The 17,508-nt window shown below is 72.1% G+C and carries 18 protein-coding genes; 10 read left to right on the top strand and 8 right to left on the bottom strand.

Translation table 11 applies throughout. The features are described from left to right. Positions 1 to 47: 47 nt before the first annotated feature. From ACK1X7_RS02965 to ACK1X7_RS02955, 3 genes are all read right to left on the bottom strand, one after another. Positions 48 to 2,822 carry an AfsR/SARP family transcriptional regulator gene (locus ACK1X7_RS02965; protein ID WP_398160950.1) on the bottom strand — a complete coding sequence of 925 codons (2,775 nt, stop codon included), beginning with the start codon at positions 2,820 to 2,822 and terminating at the stop codon, positions 48 to 50. Positions 2,823 to 3,073: 251 nt separating this feature from the next. Next, positions 3,074 to 4,009, bottom strand: a complete 936-nt coding sequence (locus ACK1X7_RS02960; protein ID WP_385151509.1) for a TauD/TfdA dioxygenase family protein — start codon at positions 4,007 to 4,009, stop codon at positions 3,074 to 3,076. A gap of 351 nt (positions 4,010 to 4,360) precedes the next feature. Then, positions 4,361 to 5,242, bottom strand: coding sequence for a LysR family transcriptional regulator (locus ACK1X7_RS02955; RefSeq protein ID WP_385151512.1), 882 nt, complete (start codon positions 5,240 to 5,242; stop codon positions 4,361 to 4,363). A gap of 143 nt (positions 5,243 to 5,385) precedes the next feature. On the opposite strand from ACK1X7_RS02955, the gene ACK1X7_RS02950 reads away from it, so the two are divergent. The 6 genes from ACK1X7_RS02950 (at position 5,386) to ACK1X7_RS02925 (ending at position 10,753) form a co-directional block, all read left to right on the top strand. Beyond that, positions 5,386 to 5,763: a YybH family protein gene (locus ACK1X7_RS02950; protein WP_385151515.1), complete on the top strand. Its 378-nt coding sequence runs from the start codon at positions 5,386 to 5,388 to the stop codon at positions 5,761 to 5,763. Next, complete coding sequence (locus ACK1X7_RS02945) at positions 5,763 to 6,971, top strand: FAD-dependent monooxygenase (protein ID WP_413114596.1); 1,209 nt, start codon at positions 5,763 to 5,765, stop codon at positions 6,969 to 6,971. The genes ACK1X7_RS02950 and ACK1X7_RS02945 overlap by 1 nt, the downstream gene beginning before the upstream one ends. Positions 6,972 to 7,202: 231 nt before the next feature. Then, positions 7,203 to 8,345 carry an inorganic phosphate transporter gene (locus ACK1X7_RS02940; protein WP_385151521.1) on the top strand — a complete coding sequence of 381 codons (1,143 nt, stop codon included), beginning with the start codon at positions 7,203 to 7,205 and terminating at the stop codon, positions 8,343 to 8,345. 34 nt (positions 8,346 to 8,379) lie between these two features. Next, a complete protein-coding gene (locus tag ACK1X7_RS02935; RefSeq protein ID WP_385151524.1) occupies positions 8,380 to 8,619 on the top strand; it encodes a hypothetical protein in 240 nt (79 codons plus the stop codon). A gap of 75 nt (positions 8,620 to 8,694) precedes the next feature. Continuing rightward, a complete protein-coding gene (locus ACK1X7_RS02930; RefSeq protein WP_385151527.1) occupies positions 8,695 to 9,537 on the top strand; it encodes a pentapeptide repeat-containing protein in 843 nt (280 codons plus the stop codon). Positions 9,538 to 9,577: 40 nt separating this feature from the next. Then, positions 9,578 to 10,753 carry a damage-control phosphatase ARMT1 family protein gene (locus ACK1X7_RS02925; protein ID WP_385151530.1) on the top strand — a complete coding sequence of 392 codons (1,176 nt, stop codon included), beginning with the start codon at positions 9,578 to 9,580 and terminating at the stop codon, positions 10,751 to 10,753. A gap of 80 nt (positions 10,754 to 10,833) precedes the next feature. Here the strand turns inward: ACK1X7_RS02925 and ACK1X7_RS02920 are convergent, their stop codons facing one another. Together ACK1X7_RS02920 and ACK1X7_RS02915 are read right to left on the bottom strand one after the other, a co-directional pair. Continuing rightward, positions 10,834 to 11,085, bottom strand: coding sequence for a hypothetical protein (locus ACK1X7_RS02920; protein WP_390794352.1), 252 nt, complete (start codon positions 11,083 to 11,085; stop codon positions 10,834 to 10,836). A 208-nt stretch (positions 11,086 to 11,293) separates the two neighbouring features. Next, positions 11,294 to 11,560 carry a hypothetical protein gene (locus ACK1X7_RS02915; RefSeq protein WP_383144070.1) on the bottom strand — a complete coding sequence of 89 codons (267 nt, stop codon included), beginning with the start codon at positions 11,558 to 11,560 and terminating at the stop codon, positions 11,294 to 11,296. A gap of 207 nt (positions 11,561 to 11,767) precedes the next feature. Here ACK1X7_RS02915 and ACK1X7_RS02910 point away from each other — a divergent pair, with 207 nt between their 5' ends. Beyond that, positions 11,768 to 12,436, top strand: a complete 669-nt coding sequence (locus ACK1X7_RS02910; protein ID WP_390794351.1) for a pentapeptide repeat-containing protein — start codon at positions 11,768 to 11,770, stop codon at positions 12,434 to 12,436. A gap of 27 nt (positions 12,437 to 12,463) precedes the next feature. On the opposite strand, the gene ACK1X7_RS02905 is transcribed toward ACK1X7_RS02910, so the two are convergent. The 3 genes from ACK1X7_RS02905 to ACK1X7_RS02895 all read right to left on the bottom strand — a co-directional run bounded on the left by ACK1X7_RS02905 (position 12,464) and on the right by ACK1X7_RS02895 (position 14,756). Next, positions 12,464 to 13,252, bottom strand: a complete 789-nt coding sequence (locus tag ACK1X7_RS02905) for an ArsR/SmtB family transcription factor (RefSeq protein WP_390794386.1) — start codon at positions 13,250 to 13,252, stop codon at positions 12,464 to 12,466. 88 nt (positions 13,253 to 13,340) lie between these two features. Continuing rightward, positions 13,341 to 13,847 (bottom strand): mycothiol transferase, encoded by a 507-nt coding sequence (locus tag ACK1X7_RS02900; RefSeq protein WP_119984420.1) that lies wholly within the window; start codon positions 13,845 to 13,847, stop codon positions 13,341 to 13,343. 87 nt (positions 13,848 to 13,934) lie between these two features. Further along, a complete protein-coding gene (locus tag ACK1X7_RS02895) occupies positions 13,935 to 14,756 on the bottom strand; it encodes a maleylpyruvate isomerase family mycothiol-dependent enzyme (RefSeq protein ID WP_390794350.1) in 822 nt (273 codons plus the stop codon). A 117-nt stretch (positions 14,757 to 14,873) separates the two neighbouring features. Between ACK1X7_RS02895 and ACK1X7_RS02890 the strand changes: the two genes are divergently transcribed. Genes ACK1X7_RS02890 through ACK1X7_RS02880 form a run of 3 tightly spaced genes read left to right on the top strand, consistent with a single transcriptional unit; the run spans position 14,874 to position 17,481 of the window. Beyond that, a complete protein-coding gene (locus ACK1X7_RS02890; RefSeq protein ID WP_385151544.1) occupies positions 14,874 to 15,857 on the top strand; it encodes an ABC transporter substrate-binding protein in 984 nt (327 codons plus the stop codon). Then, positions 15,854 to 16,663, top strand: a complete 810-nt coding sequence (locus tag ACK1X7_RS02885; protein ID WP_390794348.1) for an ABC transporter permease — start codon at positions 15,854 to 15,856, stop codon at positions 16,661 to 16,663. Before ACK1X7_RS02890 ends, ACK1X7_RS02885 begins: the two co-directional genes overlap by 4 nt. Continuing rightward, a complete protein-coding gene (locus ACK1X7_RS02880; protein ID WP_385151551.1) occupies positions 16,660 to 17,481 on the top strand; it encodes an ABC transporter permease in 822 nt (273 codons plus the stop codon). The genes ACK1X7_RS02885 and ACK1X7_RS02880 overlap by 4 nt, the downstream gene beginning before the upstream one ends. Positions 17,482 to 17,508 lie beyond the last annotated feature (27 nt).

Here is a 17,508-nt window from a genome sequence, read left to right as displayed (position 1 = left end):
AGCGTCCGCCCCGGATCCCGCCTCAGCGCGGGCCGGGGCTGATCCGCTCAGTGCGGGCCGGGGCCGATCTGTAGGGTCATACAGGCGGGGAAGAGCCCGCTCCAGGTGTGTCCGCGCCAGCTCTCGTAGGTACCGGGGCGCTGCCATACGGGCAGGGCCTGGTCCATATGGGCCCGGCCCTCGACGAACCTGCCCTGTTCCATATAGGTGATCCCGATCTCGTAGAGGGCGAAGCCCTCATGGTGGATGTTGCCCGTGCGGCGGGCGTACTCCAGGCTCTCCTTGAAACAGGTCAGGGCGTCCTCGGGACGGCCCATGCCCCGGTGGGCCCGGCCGAGATTGCCCAAACCGATCACCTCGGCCGGCAGATCCCCGGCCTCCCGGGCGAGGGCCAGTTGCCGCTCCTGCACCGTGATGGCCTCCTCGAACAGGCCCAGTTCGCACAGCGCGTCCGCGAGATTACCGGCGGAGCGCAACTCGCCCTCCCGGTGGCCCAGTTCGCGCCAGATCTCCAGCGCCGACTCCAGCGCGGTGCGCACCTCGTCATAGCTGTGCTGCAACCAGTACGCGGCGGAGAGGCCGTCCAGCGCCCATGCCTCGCTCGCCGGGTCGCCCAGGCGGCGGGCGGTCTCGATGGCCAGCTCGTTGACCGACTCCAGATCCTGGGCGTGGGCCCGGGGAAAGAGGAACCACTGGAGCGCCCGCGCCAGCCGCAGCCCGAGGCGGGCGATCGCCTCGGGCTGGGCGGGCTCGGCCGCGTGGGCGACGGCGGCCAGCAGATTGGGCAGCTCGGCCTTCAGCCAGCTCTCGGCCTCGTCCTGGCCGGTCAGCGGTACCGCCGGGCCCTCGACGGGATGCCGGGGCCAGGGGCGGAGCGGGTCGAGCAGGATGACCGCCTGCTGGGCGGTGGCCGCATAGCAGGACAGCGCCCGCTCCAGCGCCGCCGACCGCTCCGCCTCGGACTCCTCCTGCTCCGCCTGCTCCGACGCGAACAGCCGCAGCAGATCGTGCATGTGGTAGCGGACGGAGTCCCGGCTCTCCAGGAGCTGGGCGTCGACCAGCCGCTCCAGCGCGTTCTCGGTGCGGTCGGCGGGCAGGTCCAGCAGCGCGGCGGCCACCGGCAGGCTCACATCGTGCCCGTGCACCACGCTGAGCAGCCGGAACGCGCGGACCGCGTCCAGGTCGTCGGAGCGCCGGCCGAGCCGGAACGCCTCGTAGCTCACCTGGAAGCTGATACGGACGGCCAGATCGCCGAACCGCAGCTCGTCCAGCCGGCCGCGGGCGTCGGTCAGCTTGGCCACGAGGGTGCGCAGCGGCCACGCGGGGCGGGCGGCCAGCCGGGCGCCGGCGATCCGCAGCGCCAGCGGCAGCCCGCCGCACAGCCGGGTGATCTCCTCCGCCTCCGCGGGCTCGGCCCGCACCCGCTCCGCGCCGACGACCCGCTCCAGCAGCGCCACCGCCTGGTCCTGGGGCAGCACATCCAGATGCAGATGGGTGGCGCCCTCCAGGGTGGTCAGCATCTCGCGGCTGGTGACCAGCGCGGCGCAGCCGGGCCCCGCGGGGATCAGCGGCCGCACCTGGTCCACACTCGCGGCGTTGTCGAGGATCACCAGCAGACGCCGCCCCGCCGCCAGCGAACGGAACTGCGCGGACGCCTCGTCGGTGTCGCCCGGCACGCTCGAGCCGTCCACGCCGAGGGCGCGCAGGAACCGGCCGAGCACCTCGCCGGGGTCCAGGGCCGACTGCCCGGCGGTCGCCCCGTACAGATCCACATAGAGCTGGCCGTCGGGGAAACGGTCGGCGAGCTGATGCGCGGCGTGAATGGCCAGGGTCGACTTGCCGACCCCGCCGGTGCCGTCGATGGCCGCGAGCATCACTGACCGCCCGCCCTCGCCCGCCTCCGGGTCCCCGGCCGCGTCCATCAGCGCCTGGATCACCGCGACCTCGCCATGACGGCCGGTGAACGTGGGGCTGGCGGGCGGCAGTTGGCGGGGGCCCCGGGGGGCCTTACGGGGAGCGGCGGGCGCCGGGCGGTCCGCCTCCGGGGCGGGCGGCGCCGTCAGGGAGGCGTCGGCGTTCAGGATCCGCTCATGGAGGCCGCGCAGCGGCGGGGTCGGCTCGACCCCCAGCTCCTCGCTCAGCAGCCGGTGCAGATCGCGGTAGACGGCCAGGGCGTCGGCCTGCCGGCCGGACCGGTACAGGGCCAGCATCAGCCGGCCGCGCAGCTCCTCCCGGAACGGATGCTCGGCGGTCAGCGCCTCCAGTTCGCCCAGGACCGCCGTATGCCGCCCGCACCGCAGGTCCGCGTCGATCCGGGCGTCCACGGCCTGTAGCCGGCACTCCTCGAGCCGGGTGGCCTCCGCCGCCACCGCCGGGGTCGGGGGCACATCGGCGAACGGGGCGCCGCGCCACATCGCCAGCGCCTCGCGGAGCCGCTCCGCCGCGGTCTCGGGCGCCTCCCGGTCGAGGCTCCGCCGTCCCTCCTCGACCAACTGCTCGAACCGGTGGGCGTCGAACTCGGCGGCCTCCACCGCCAGTCGGTAGCCCTGCGCCTTGTAGCCCTGCTTCTCGGTGATCAGGGTCTGCCCGGCCTCGTCGCCCATGGTCTGGCGGAGCCGGGAGACATAGGTCTGGAGCAGTTTGGTGGCGCTCTGGGGCGCCCGGTCCTCGCCCCAGAGCTCGTCCAGGAGCCGCTCGGTGGAGACGGTCTGGTTGGCGTGGCACAGCAGCACCGCGAGCAGCGTCCGCCACTTGGCCGGCCCCAGGGAAGTCCACCCGTCGCCGTCGCGCAGCTCAAGCGCCCCCAGGACCCGGTATCGCACCCGTCGCCTTCCCTCGGCTCGCCAACTGACCACTCCGCAATGGTTATACCTCCGATGTGGCCCCTGCCGTGCATCGTTCCATCCGCCCGGAGCGAGTCCGCGCCGGGTACGGGCCGCGCCGATGACCGAAAATCGCCGCACCAGGGGCCACCGTGGGTCGGCCGCGGTCACAACGGCCGGTCGCGCCGGCCGCGGTCACAACGGCCGGTCGCGTCGGCCGTGCTCGGAACGGCCGGTCGCGTCGGACAGGGTCAGAACGGCTGGTCGCCCTCGATGGCGACGCGTTCGGCGACCCTGCGATGCGGTGCGTAGTCGTTGACCGCGTAGTGCTGTGTGGCGCGGTTGTCCCAGAACGCGATGTCGCCCGGCTGCCAGTGGAAACGCACCTGGTACTCCGGGACATGCGCCTGCCGGCACAGAAAGCTCAGCAGCCGGTCGCTCTCCGCCCGCTCCATCCCGGTGATCCGGGTGGTGAAGGAGGTGTTGACGAACAGCATCCGCCGGCCGGTCTCGGGATGGGTGCGCACCACCGGGTGCTCCACCGGCGGGAACATCTCCTGGAACGGGGCCAGCCGCTCGGGCCCGTAGAAGCGGGCGAAGCCGGGGATGAAGTCGTGGACGGCGGTGGCGCCGTCGATACGGTCCTTCACCTCCGCCGGGAGGTTGTCGTACGCCGCCGCCATGTCCGCCCACAGGGTGTCCCCGCCCACCGGCGGCACCTCGCGCAACTGGAGCACGGCGCCGAGCGCTGGCCGGGTGCGGAAGGTGACGTCGGTGTGCCAGACGTTCTCGAAGGTCGGTGTGGCGCCGGAACCCTTGTCGAAGCGGACGACATCCTCGCTGGTTCCGGCGGCCAGCAGCGGATTGGTCTCCAACTCGCCCCAGTGGCGGGCGAATCCGCGCTGTCGCTCCGGGGTGAGGTGCTGGCCGCGGAAGAAGAGCACCTTCCACTCCAGCAGGGCCCGGTTCAGCTCCTCGCGCAGCGCGGGCTCCAGCGGCCGGGACAGGTCCAGCCCGCGGATCTCGGCCCCGATGACCCGTCCGAGGGGTACGACCTCGAACCGGTCGTAGGGACGCTCCTCCCACCCCTCGGGCACTCGCCGCAGGATGCGGTGGCCCTCGTACATCCCGTCCGGCGGGATGGTGGCCTCGCGCAGGGTCGCTGGTGTGGTGTCGACGACGGTCATGGCGTCTCCTCATGCGTGACAAAGGGCAGGGGGCAGGCGGGGGAGATGCCCTCGTGCCGAGGGGGACCACACGGGAACGTCGTCCGGATCGTCGCGATGTCCGGTTCGTCAGTCGTCACGATGTCCGGAGCGGCAGGGTAATGACCGGCGATCGTCAGAGGAATGACCGGCGTGGTCTCGGGGGCGCGGGGGCGATGGCCGCGGGATGCGGAGAGTCCCGGTCAGAGGCCCGAGCGCTCACACCCGGTCCGGTCCGGGGCGCGAAGGTGTCCCGTCGATTCGAACCGGTGCCTGATCATGCCGCAATTCTGGAATCTGCCCTGGTGGGCTGTCAATGGGGCGGGCGGACGCTCAGCCCGCCAGGGCGGTGCGGGCGCGCTCGACCAGCGCCCGGCCGGCCGGGCCGCTCGGACCGTCCGCCCGCCAGGCGAAGGCCAGCCGCCCGCGCAGGGCCGGCCGGTCGATACGGACCGACCGCAGCCGGTCCGACCGCGCCTCGGCGAACGCACCGGGCAGGATCGCCGCGCCCAGCCCCCGCTCGGCGAGCTGTGCCAGCACCTCCGGATCGCTGGCCTCGAAGGCGATATGCGGAGTGAAACCGGCGGCGGCGCACGCCTCGTCGATCCGGGTGCGCAGCCCCGTGCCGCGCGGCAGGCTGATCAGCGCACGGCCCCGCAGGGTGTCCAGCGAGATGGCCGAGTGCGCGGCGAGCTCATGGTCCGGGCCGACCGCGGCCACGATCGGCTGGTCCGTGATCACCTCCAGCTCGACACCGGCCGGGGTGGTGGCGCCCACGCTGACGATCGCCGCGTCGAGCCGTCCCGTGCGCAGGCCCTCCAGCAGCTCGTCCGAGGTGGCTTCGGTGAGGGTGATCTCCACGGCCGGGTGGGCGTCGTGGAACTCCGCCAGCAGCCCCGGCAGATCCACGCTGTGCGAGGTGACCGTCCCGACCGCCACATGGCCGCGCAGCAGCCCGGTCAGCTCGTCGACCGCGAGCCGGGCGCCCTCCACCGCCGCGAGCGCGGCCCGTGCGTAGGGGAGCACCGCCGCGCCCGCCTCGGTCAGCCGCACCGAGCGGCCCGAGCGGTCCAGCAACTGCTCGCCCAGCTCGCGCTCCAGCCGGCGGATCTGTGCGCTGACCCCGGGCTGGGCCACATGCACCTTCTCCGCGGCCCGGGTGAAGTTCCGCTCCTCGGCCACCGCCACGAAGTATTCAAGCTGCCGCAGCTCCATAACCAATGATTCTAGCAACCAGACTTACCATCTCTTGGACTTCTGATCGCGCCCACCGGAGAGTGGAGACAGCCGAGAGACAGCCGAGAGACAGCCGAAAGGGCGGTCGAAGGCAGCCGCAAGGCAGTCGAAAGGAGTCGACCATGACCGAGACCCGTGCCCGCGCCACCACCCCCGAGGAGCTGGCCCGGCTGTTCGTGGAGCGTGCCAACGCCGGTGACGCCGAGGGGCTGGCCGAGCTCTACGAGCACGACGCGGTGCTCGCCTACCCGCCAGGTGCCGTGACCGTCGGCCGGGAGGCGATCCGCGCCGTCTGCGAGCGGATGCTGGCGCACGCCCCGCGCCCCTTCGAAGTGGAGGAGGCGCTGCCGACCGTCCGCTACGGCGATCTGGCCCTCACCTCGACTCGTCCCGCCGACAACACCGGCGGCCGGGTGCAGGTGGCCCGCCGCCGGCCGGACGGCACCTGGCTGCGCATCATGGACCGCCCCGAGATCCGCCCCGGGGCCGGAGCCGAGTGATGAGTGTGCTCATCGCAGGGGCCGGGATCGGCGGGCTGGCCGCCGCCCTGAGCCTCCACGCCGCCGGTGTCGGGACGGCGGTCGTCGAGAGCGCCCGGGAGATCCGGCCGCTCGGCGTCGGGATCAACCTGCTGCCGCACGCCGTACGCGAACTCATCGAACTCGGCCTCGGCGACGAGCTCGCCGCCATCGGCGTGGCCACCGCCGAGAACGTGTACGCCGACCGGTTCGGCCGACAGGTCTTCACCGAACCGCGGGGCATGGCCCAGGGCTACCGCTGGCCGCAGTACTCGGTCCACCGCGGGGAGCTGCAACGGCTGCTCCTCGCGGCGGTCCGTGAGCGCCTGGGCGCGGACGCGGTCCGCACCGGGACGCGGGTCGTGGGATTCGACGACGCCGGGGAAGAGGCGGGGCCCAGGGAGCGGGGCGGTGTGCGCGTACGGCTCCTCGACCGGGCGACGGGGACGGTCGAGGAGAGCGCCGCGCGGGCGCTGATCGGCGCCGACGGACTGCACTCCGCGGTGCGCGCCGCGCTGCATCCGCAGGACGGTCCGCTGCTGTGGTCGGGCATCCGGATGTGGCGGGGCACGACGCGGGCCGAGCCGTTTCTTTCCGGGCGCTCGATGGTGATCGTGCGCGACGGGAACGCCGAGCTGGTCGCGTATCCGATCGGCGGCGGCCGGGTGAATTGGGTCTGCCAGGTGCGGGTGTCCGAGCCCGGGCCGCTCACCGGGGAGGCGGCCTGGAACCGGGTGGGCCGGCTCGCCGATGTGCTGCCGTACTTCGACCACTGGCGGCTGGGCTGGCTCGATGTGCCCGGTCTGCTGGTGAACAGCGGCGAGATCCTCGAATACCCGATGGTCGACCGCGAGCCGCTGCCGCGGTGGGGGAGCGGCCGGGTGACCCTGCTCGGCGACGCCGCCCATCCGATGTATCCGGTGGGGGCCAACGGCGCGTCCCAGGCCGTCGTGGACGGCCGCGTCCTCGCCCGCGAACTCGCGCGGGCAGACGATGTGCCGACCGCGCTGGCCCGCTACGAGACCGAGCGCCGCGAGGCCACGGCGGCCGTCGTACGGGCGAACCGGGCCATGAACCGGGCGGGTGCGCGGACCCCCGAGGAGCTCGCCCGTGTCACCGACACCTACCGGGACACCACGGGAGGCGATGTCCGCACGCTCAACGCCCGCGCCTCCCTGAGCTGCCGGTGAGCCCTCCGGCCGGCGGGGTGGCGGGCGCGGGCGGAGCGCACCGCGCCGGCCGCTGCCGTACCGCGGCCGGGTGCCGCCGTGGCCATGGCGCCGACCTGGCCCGGTCGTTGGGCGGGCCGCCAGCGTTGGCGCCCTCCTGACACCACGCTTAGCGTGGACATCAGACAGCGGTCTTCACGAGACGGTCCGACGGGCGATGTGCCGGACCACTCCTGGTGCGGGAGGTCGGGAATGGATTCCGTCTCCTTCCTTCTGGTGGCCGTCATCCTCACGGCACTGGCCTTCGACTTCACCAACGGCTTCCACGACACCGCCAATTCGATGGCCACGTCCATCGCCACGGGGGCGCTGTCGCCCCGGATCGCCGTCGGCGTCGCCGCGGTGCTCAATCTGGCCGGGGCCTTTCTCTCCACGGAAGTGGCCAAGACCATCTCCAATGGCATCGTCGACGACGCCAAGGTCTCCCCGGTCATGATTTTCGCGGGGCTGATCGGGGCGATCCTGTGGAATCTGATCACCTGGCTGGCCGGGCTGCCGTCGAGTTCCTCGCATGCCCTGTTCGGCGGGCTGATCGGCGCGGTGTGGGTGGGCGCCGGGGAATCCGCGGTGCGCTTCACCGCGATCGTGGAGAAGATCCTGATCCCGGCGGTCGCCTCACCGATAGTGGCCTGTGCGGTGGCCGTGCTGGCGACCTATCTCGCCTACGTGATCACCCACCGGGTGGCCGCTCCCGCGGCACGCAAGGGCTTCCGCGCGGGCCAGGTGGGATCCGCGTCCCTGGTGGCCCTCGCCCACGGCACCAACGACGCGCAGAAGACGATGGGGGTCATCACGCTCACCCTCATCGCCGGTGGTGTGCTCGGCCACGGCTCCGGGCCCCCGTGGTGGGTGGTACTCGCCGCGGGCCTGGCGATCTCGCTCGGCACCTATATCGGCGGGTGGCGGATCATCCGGACCATGGGGAAGGGGCTGACCGACATCCAGCCCCCGCAGGGCTTCGCCGCCGAGACCAGCGCCACCGCGGTGATCCTGGCCTCGTCACACCTGGGCTTTCCCCTCTCCACCACCCAGGTGTGCACGGGCAGCATCCTGGGGGCCGGACTCGGCCGCAGGCTGGCCCATGTGCGCTGGGGGATCGCCGGGCGGATCGCCGTGTCCTGGCTGCTGACCCTGCCCGCGGCGGCTGCGGTGGGAGGTGTCGCGGCCTGGGTGGCGGGCCGGGGCAACGCGGGGGTGGCCCTGGTGGCGGGCATCGCCGTGGCCGCGGCGGCGGGCTTCTACGCCCTCTCGCGCCGTCGCCCGGTGAACCCGGACAACGTGAACGAGCCGGACCTCCCCGAGTCCGCCGAGCGCGCCCTGGACCGGACCGTCTGACCCGGATCCGACCGCCGTTGAGGAGCTGATCCGTATGGGCACCACCTGGGGCACCATCGGCGGGGTCTTCGGGGTCAGCCTCGGGGTCACCGTCCTGGTGGTCGTGATGTTCTCCCTCGGCGTCGCCGCCTGGGCCCGCGCCGGTGGCGGCGTGCCGTGCCACGGGGCACGCCGCGGTCGTTCGGACACGGTGGCGGCGGGCGCGGCGGTGGTGTGTTTCGCCGCGTGCCTCGCGATCGCCGCCTATGGAATCGACCTGATCATTCCCGGCTGAGCCCGCTTGCGACAATGGAACCACCGAGCACCGCCCGCATCGCGGTGCTCTTGTCCACGCGGGAGACCACGCACGGTGTCACATCCGACCGAAACCCCCTCCTCCGGCCCGGCCGCCGCGGACCGTACCGCCCTGCGGGCCGACTGCGGCAACTGCTTCGGGCTGTGCTGTGTCGCCCTGCCCTTCGCCGCCTCCGCGGACTTCGCGATCGGCAAGAGCGCGGGGGAGCCCTGCCGTAACCTCCGGTCCGACTTCCGCTGCGGTATCCACTCCCGGCTGCGGGAAGAGGGCTTCAAGGGCTGCACGGTCTACGACTGCTTCGGCGCCGGACAGAAGGTCTCGCAGCTCACCTTCGAGGGCCGCGACTGGCGGCGGCACCCCGGGACGGCCTCCGAGATGTTCGCCGTCCTTCCCACCATGCGCCACCTCCACGAACTGCTCTGGTACCTCACCGAGGCGCTGACCCTGCCGGCCGCCCGGCCCGTCCACGGCGCGGTGCGCCGGGCGCTGGAGGAGACGGAGCGCCTCACCCGCGGAAGCGCCTCCGAGCTGATGGAGCTCGACGTGGCGGCCCACCGCGACCGGGTCAATGAGCTGCTGCTGCGGACGAGCGAGCTGATACGGGCCCGGATCCCGGGCAAGAAGAAGAACCGCAGGGGAGCCGATCTCATCGGCGCCGATCTGAGGGGAGTCGATCTGCGGGGTGCCAACCTCCGCGGGGCCCTGCTCATCGCGGCGGACCTCACCCGAGCCGATCTGACGGCGGCCGATCTGATCGGGGCCGACTTCCGCGACGCCGACCTGAGCGCGGCCGACCTCCGGGGCGCCATCTTCCTCACCCAGGCCCAGCTCGCCGCGGCCAAGGGCGACGCCGCCACCCGGCTGCCGCCGTCCCTCACCCGCCCCGCGCACTGGTGATCCCCTCCTCGCCACCGCGCCGTATGCGACCCTGACTGCCATGTCCGACACCGTCGACGCGCCCGTGATCCGTAGCGATGAACCCGGATCGTTCGCCCGGAGTGTGCTGGCCGAGCGCCATCCCGCACTGATCGAGAAGGTGCGCGACGCCTTCCCGTACGGGCCCGAGCAGCACCGCGCCCTCGACGCGCTGCGCGACAACGCCGCCGAGGGCGCCATCACCCCGCTCCCGCCCACCGCGTACGACCACGACCGGTGGGCGGAGTGGGGCCGGGAGCACTTTGGCCGGTCCTGGTTCGACGTGCCGTTCCTGTGGGCCGAGAGCTACTTCTACCGCCTGCTCCTGGAGGCGGTGGGCTACTTCGCCGACGGGCCCTGGCGGGGCGTCGACCCGTTCCGCCCCTTCAAACAGGCCGAGCTGCACACCCCCGAGGCCGAAGCCGAACTGGCCACCCTCGACGACATCCTGCGCAAGCCCGCCGGGGAACAGGCCGCCGCGCTGGTGCACGGCTCACTGTGGGGCAACCGCGCGGACCTGGGCTTCCGTATCTCCTCCTCGGCCGCTGAGGCGAGCGGCGCCGACACCCCGCCGCTGGTCGCGGACGACTCCGAGGCGCTGTGGTCCCTGCTGCCCACCGGCTCCCCGGCCACGCTGTGCCTGGTGGCGGACAACGCCGGGCGGGAGCTGCTCCCCGACCTCGTCCTCATCGACCATGTGCTCCACCACGGGCGCGCCGAGCGGGTGGTGCTTCAGGTGAAGCCGTATCCGTACTACGTCTCCGACGCCACCACCGAGGATGTCGTGGACTGTCTGCGCCGTCTGGTGCGGGCGGAGGGCGCCGCGACCGGAACCGGCAGACGGCTCTGGGCCGCCATGGGCGACGGGCGGCTCGTCGTACGGGCACATGACTTCTTCCGGGCCCCGCTGCCGTACGAGGAGATGCCGGGCGAGCTGCGGAGTCAGTTCGCCGAGGCCACGCTCACCGTCTTCAAGGGCGATCTGAACTACCGCCGCCTGGTCGGCGACCGGCTGTGGCCCCCGACCACCTCCTTCGCCGACCGCACCGCGTACTTCCCCGGCCCGGTGGCCGCGCTGCGCACCCTGAAGTCGGATGTCATCGTCGGCCTCGACGAGCGGACCGTGGCCGCGCTGGACGCACATGAGGACCGCTGGCGGACCAGCGGCGCCCATGCGCTGATCCAGGTACGGCGGTGAAGCACACGCTCCCCTCGACCCGGAGGGCCGAGGGGAGCGCGGTGGGCCGGTGACCGTGGTCGTCGGCCCCTGCCCCTGCGTCAGCCGCCGAGGTAGTTGATGCAGTTGCTGCCGATGTTCATGTCACCGCTCGGGCCGACGCCGCCGATGGAGGAGGTGGTGCCGGTGGCTGTGTTGCACTCGTTGCTCTGGAAGATGAAGCTGGAGAGGTTGACGCTGGTGGAGCTGTCGAAGCCTCCGTCGTCGCCGTAGGCGGCCGCGGTGCCGGTGCCGAGGAGCGCAAGGGTGCCCGCGGTCGCGGCCACCAGGGCGGCCTTCTTCGCGATCTGCATGGATTCCTCCGTGTCGGGTCGCAGAACAATTAAATCTGACGGTCCGATTTAACGAAGAAACCCCGGGAGAAGTCGGGTAAGCGCACCGGAGAGTGGCCCGTTCGGCGTACCGAGCCATCGGGCCGGAACGGCCGAGCTCCTCCCGCCCCGGAGGAGCGGGAGGAGCTCGGTGAGCCGGTGACGGTGGTCATCGGCCACTGTTCCGGCGTCAGCCGCCGATGATGTTGGCGCAGGTGCTGCCGATCTTCATCTCACCCGTCGGACCGGCGACGGCGCTGGAGAGGGTGGTGCCGGTGGACGTGTTGCAGTGGTTGCTCTGGAAGATGAAGCTGCTGACGTCCAAGCTGGTGGGAGCACCGGAGTTTCTGTCGGAGCTGCCGCCGTACCCGCCGCCCGCTGCCGCGGTGCCGGTGCCGAGGAGCGCAAGGGCGCCCGCGGTCGCGGCCACCAAGGCGGCCTTCTTCGCGATCTGCATGGATTCCTCCGTGTTGGGTCGCAGAGCGAGATATCTGACCATCAGATTTAACGGAGGAATGCACGGAAAAGTCGGGTAAGCGCACCGTGGAGTGACCCGCACGGCGTACGCCATCCCCTCCGTGCCGGTCGGTCCTCGCGGGGATGTCCGACCCGGATGGCAGGATCGCCCCCGCACGCCGTCCGCCCCCAGGAAAGTGAGCCCGGCATGGCGCCGTCCCCCCGTGAACTGGCCGATCTGCCCTTCGCCGACCATCTGCGGCCGTTCGACGGGGCCTTGGCGGAAGGGGGTGACTACGACACCGTTCATCTGGACGGCGACGCGTTCGACGGGGCCATATGCGACCACGCCCGGTTCCTCGAATCCGCGTTCTCCTCGGTCACCTTCACCGGGGGCCGTGGTCGCGGGGCCCGGTTCAATGAGGTGTGGCTGGACGGGGTGCGGTGGGTCGGCACCGATCTGGCGGAGACCGACTGGCAGGACGGCGAACTCAACGGCTGTGTGCTGGCCGGTCTCGAGATGTTCTCCGCGCGGCTGCACCGGGTGGTCTTCCACCGGTGCAAGCTCGAAGCGGTGAACCTGCGCACCGCCACGCTGCGGAACGTCACCTTCGTGGACTGTCTGCTGCGCGATGTCGACCTCGGCGGTGCGGGCCTTGAGGAGGTGGCGTTTCCGGGGTCGGCGCTGGAGGAGGTGCGGTTCGCCAAGGCGCGGATGGCGAAGGTCGATCTGCGGGGGGCCACCCGGCTGGAGATCGCCGATGGCTATGACGCGCTGGGCGGCGCCACCATCGGCAGCGGGCAGCTCATGGAGCTGGCTCCGATGCTCGCCGACGCCTTGGGGATCACGGTACGGGACGGCGGGGCCGCCCGGTGAGCGCCCACGTCCCACGGGGGCCGAGGTTCACTGAGGGATCAGCCAGGGCTGCTGCGGCAGCGGACTCCCCGTCTCGATCAGCGACTTCAGGTTGGACAGCACCGCGGCCCAGCCACCGGCCGCCGCGGTCCGCTCGGCCTCGTCGGCCAGGTTCTCATGGGTCACGGTGAGCCGGACGATGTCGCCGTGCGGCTGGATGTCGAAGGTGACCCGGGAGGGCTCGGCGGCGGCATCCGCGTCGGGCGCGGCCCAGGTGGTCACCAGCCGGGTGGGCGGTGAGCTCTCCACGACCGTGCCGACGACATCGGCGGTGCCGGAGCCGTCCGTCCGCTGATGCTCCCACGGGGAGCCGACCTGCCAGTCGGACACATTGCTGTGGCCCCAGTACTCGGCCGTGAGGTCGGCGTCGGTCAGCGCGTGCCAGACCTTCTCCGGTGTGCTCTCGATATAGATGACGTACACGAACGCCGGCTTGTCGGTCATCGCTTCCACCGCTTCCACCGCTTCCATCGCTTTCTCGGCTTGCCGTCTCACCAAGCTCAGCGTGCGCAGCCGCGGGCGCTCGAACTTGTCGATCCAGCGCTCCTGCATCTCATTGAGGGGGACGGGGTTGAGGTAATGGAGTTTTTCGCGGCCCCGCCGCACCGTGCTGACCAGGTTGGCGGCCTCCAGGACGGCCAGATGCTGGGTCGCGGACTGGCGGGTCATCTCCAGCCTTCGGCACAGCTCGCCCAGCGTCTGGCCGTTGTGCTCATGCAGTCTGTCCAGCAGATACCGCCGGGTCTGATCGGCCAGCGCCTTGAAGACCTTGTCCATCTCTGAGCTCACACCGCACGTTAGGCAGGCGATTGCCTGCATGTCAATGCGAGCGGTGTGACGGCCCCCGGTTCTCCGTGATCGCGCGCTATCGCCTCCGGATCGCGCCGCGGATGAACGCCGCCTGCCCGGCGTGCTCCAGATCGTCCCCGATCACGCTGACCAGCCGGACGCCGAGGGTCACCGCCGGGGTCCACCGCTCGTCCACGATCCGGTCGAGGTCGGAGTCGCGGAGGCCGCGCACGAAGGCCAGCGTGTTCTCGTGGACGGCGTCGTAGTACCCGGCGAGCAGATCGGCGTCCGCCCGCACCGCCGCCACGTCCTTGCTCCGGTGGCCGTAGCCGGTGGCGTCCGGCGGGAACGGCAGGCCGAACCGCTCGGCCCAGCCCTCGGACGTCCACAGTTGCTCGGTGCCCGCCGCGTCCGCGATGTGGTCGTCCTGGACCCGGGTCAGATGCCACACCAGCCAGGCGATCGAATTGGCCCCGCTGTCGAGCCGTACGGCCAGCTCGTCCTCGGAGAGCCCGTCCACGGCCGCCTGCACCTCCTCGCGCACCCGCTCAAAGGCGTCGGCCAGCAGATCGGCGCTGTTCATTCACGGCTCCCTCGCTCGTGGTTACCTTCCGGTCATGGTTTCACCCCGCGGCGCGGGCCGGGGGGCGCCGACTCGCCGGGACGCGACTCACACGGGCGGGACGAGGGTGAAGTAGCGGTCGAGCACCGCCTGGTCGCCCGTGACCTTGTCGAGCCGGTCCGCGGGGAGCCGCTGCCACAGGAAGAGCATCAGGTCCGACGCGGTCCCGGCCAGCTCGACATCGCAGAGCGCCTCGTCGGTCTCATCGTCCGCGGCGCCCGTGGTGAGCCGCACCTCGTCGCCGTCGAAGCGGACCGCCCACCGGTCCGGACCGTCGGTCCGGCGGAACCGGAACCGCTCGCCCGCCCCGGGAGGGGCCTCCCGCCACGCCCGCCGGGCCGGGGCCATCACCTCGAAGGTCTGGGCCACGGCGTCCGCCGCGAGGCCGGGCTCGACCGGCCGGGCCCGTGCGCCGACCGCCTGCTCGGCGTCCCAGCGGTGCAGGGCCGCCTCGATGGTCTGCATCCGCAGCCAGAATCCCACGGTTCGCTCCGCCGACCAGGTCCACACCGCAAGGCCCGGATCCTCGCTCCGGAACAGGGCCTCGAGCCGGGCGGCCCCCTCGGCGAACCAGTCGACGAGGCTCACCGGCACCGGGCCGTGATGCGGCCCGCCCGTGGGCGCCGGCCAGCCCTCACGGTCCTCGGGAAGCTCGAAGAGGGTGGCGTCCGTGATGTCCGGCTGCCGGCTGAGTCGGTCCCGGATGACACGGGCGACCAGGCGATGCACCCCGCCCAGGTGCAGCACCAGGTCCGACATCGTCCAGCCGGGGCAGGAGGGGATCAGCGGCGCGTCCGCCCCGTCGGCGGCAGCGCGGGCCGCCTGCTCGAACGCCACGATCTCACGGTGGAAATGGGCTGAATAGTCCATGGCCGCACTCTGCCAGGCCGCAACCACTCCTGCCATACCCCGCCCGGCTCGAGCCCCTGTTCGACGAGGTGTCCCGGCCATGGTGCGAAGAGCTGACGACCCCTATCGTGAAATGCCATGAGAGCCCAACTGCGCGTCCGCTCAGCAAAGTTGGCCGCGACCGCCACGGTCACCGCCGTGCTTCTCGCCGGATGCGGCGGCTCCGGGGAGGAGTCCGGGGCCCGGGGCGGGCCGGAGAAGAAGACGATCACCGTCGCCGGACTGCCCCTCGCCGATGTGGCCGCGCTGCACATCGCCATCGACCGGGGGCTCTTCCAGAAGGAGGGGCTGAACGTCCGCGTCCAGCCGGTCCAGCAGAGCGTCCAGGCGCTGCCCGCACTCGCCCACGGCCAGGTGGACGTCATCGGCGGCGCCAACTTCGTGACGTTCCTCCAGGCCCGCGAGAAGGGCACGCTGGCCACCCGGGTGCTGGCCGAGGGCGCGCGCAACGCCCCGCACATGATGGAGGTGCTGGTGCCCTCCGACTCCACGATCAAGGGACCGCGGGACCTCAAGGGCAAGAAGATCGCGGTCAATATCCTCAACAACATCCAGTCGCTCACCCTCAACGCCGTCCTCGGCAAGGCCGGGGCCGGGCTGCCCGAGTACCGGCAGGTCCCGTTCCCGCAGATGGGCTCGGTGCTGGAGCGGGGCCAGGTGGACGCGGTGCACGTCGCCGAGCCGTTCGTCACCGCCCTCAAACGCGAGCTGAAGGCCCGTACGGTGGTCGACGGCAACGCGGCGCCCACCGCCGGACTGCCGCTCAGCGGCTACGTCACCACCGACACATTCATCGACAAGTACCCGAAGTCCGCCGCCGCGTTCCAGCGCGCCATCACCGCCGCCCAGGCCGTCGCCGCCAAGGACCGCGGCGCCGTGGAGAAGGCGCTGCCCGGCTATACGAAGATCAAGCCGGCGGAGGCCGCCGCCATCGGCCTGCCCGACTACCCGGCCACCTCCAGCGCCGCCCAGCTCAAGCGGCTCATCTCGCTGATGCGGGCGCAGAAGCTGCTCACCAAGGACCTGGACCCCGCCGCCGTCCTCTACCAGCCCGCCAAGTGAGCCCCACGACGGCCGGGCGCAAGCACACCGGGCGGGCCAGGGACGCGCTGCTCGGCGCCGTAGGCGTGCTCGTGGCCTTCGCCGCCTGCGAGGCCCTCAGCCGCTCCGGGATGGTGCGGCGCACGTTCCTGCCGCCCGCCTCCGAGGTGCTGGTACGGGCCGTCGAACTCGGCGGCGACACCGCCTTCCTGAACGGCGTCGGCGCCACCCTCGAGGCATGGGCCACCGGGCTCGCCCTGGCCTGCGCCCTCGCGATCCCCCTCGGGCTGCTGCTGGGCAGTGTGCCGGCGGCCGGGCAGGCCGCGCGGGTGCTGATCGAGTTCCTGCGCCCGGTGCCGTCGGTGGCCCTGATCCCGCTGGTGTCACTGCTGCTCGGCGCCGGTGGCGAGACGACCGTCGCCCTCGTCACCTACGCCAGTGTCTGGCCCGTGCTGTTCAACACGGTCTACGGGCTGGGCGAGACCGATCCGCTGGCCAAGGACACACTGCGCGCCTTCGGCTTCGGGCGGCTCGCCGTCCTGCTGCGGGCAGGTCTGCCCTCGGCCGCCCCGTTCATCGCCGCCGGGGTGCGCATCGCGGCGGCCACCGCCCTGATCCTCGCCGTGGCCAGCGAGATCCTCGCCGGATTCGGCGAGGGTCTTGGCATCTTCATCGCCCAGGCGGGCATGGCCACCGACGGCACCCGCGATGTGCTGGCCGGAGTGGTGTGGGCGGGAGCGCTCGGCCTCGCCGTCAATCTGGCCCTCACCGCGGTCGAACGGCGGTTGTTCCCCTGGGCGCCCGAACACCGCGGGAGCGGCACATGACCGCGCGGGCCACGCTCCACACCGTCCGGCGGCTGCCCCGGACACTCGCGCTGCGTCTCGGCGTACCCGTGGTGGCGGTGGTGCTGTGGCAGCTCGCCGCGCGGGCCCACGGCAGTGTGTTCTTCCCGACCCCCGCCCGGATCGTCCAGCACGGCTATCACCTGTGGTTCTCCGGCCCCGCCGGACGGGCGTTCCTCACCGACGCGGCGGTCCGCGATCTGCTGCCCAGCCTCGGCCGGGTGCTCGCCGGATTCGCCCTCGCCGCGGCCGGTGGCATCGTGCTGGGGCTCGCCCTGGGCCGCTCGCGCACCGTGTACGCGCTGTGCGACCCGGTGCTGCAATTCGCCCGCGCCGTGCCGCCGCCCGCGCTGGTGCCCGTCTTCGTCGTCGTCTTCGACCTCGGTACGCCGATGCAGCTAGCCTCGATCGTCTTCGGCGCCATCTGGCCCGTACTGATCAACACGGCCGAGGGGGTCCGCGGCATCGACCCGCTGCGGCTGGACGTCGCCGCCACCGTGCGGATGCGGCCCGCCGAGCGGATCGTGCTGCTGTATCTGCCCGCCGCGCTTCCGCGTATCTTCGCCGGGCTGCGGCTGAGCCTGTCGCTCTCGCTGATCCTGATGGTGTTCTCGGAGCTGCTGCCCGGCACCGCCGACGGCATAGGCTTCCAGCTCACCGACGCCCAGACCCGCTCCGATCTGCTCACCGTATGGGCGGTGATGGTGCTGCTCGGCGCGCTCGGCCATCTGCTCAACAGTGTGCTGCTCACCGTCGAACGCCTGGCCCTGGGCAGACACCGTGCCGCGCACGGCTCCTGACGACCCGTACGCGGGACCCGCCCCCGC

The organism is Streptomyces sp. CY-1 (assembly GCF_047218265.1).
Lineage (GTDB): Bacteria > Actinomycetota > Actinomycetes > Streptomycetales > Streptomycetaceae > Streptomyces > Streptomyces niphimycinicus.
Note: the sequence above shows the minus strand (reverse complement) of the source record. Positions and strands in the feature narration are given on the sequence as shown.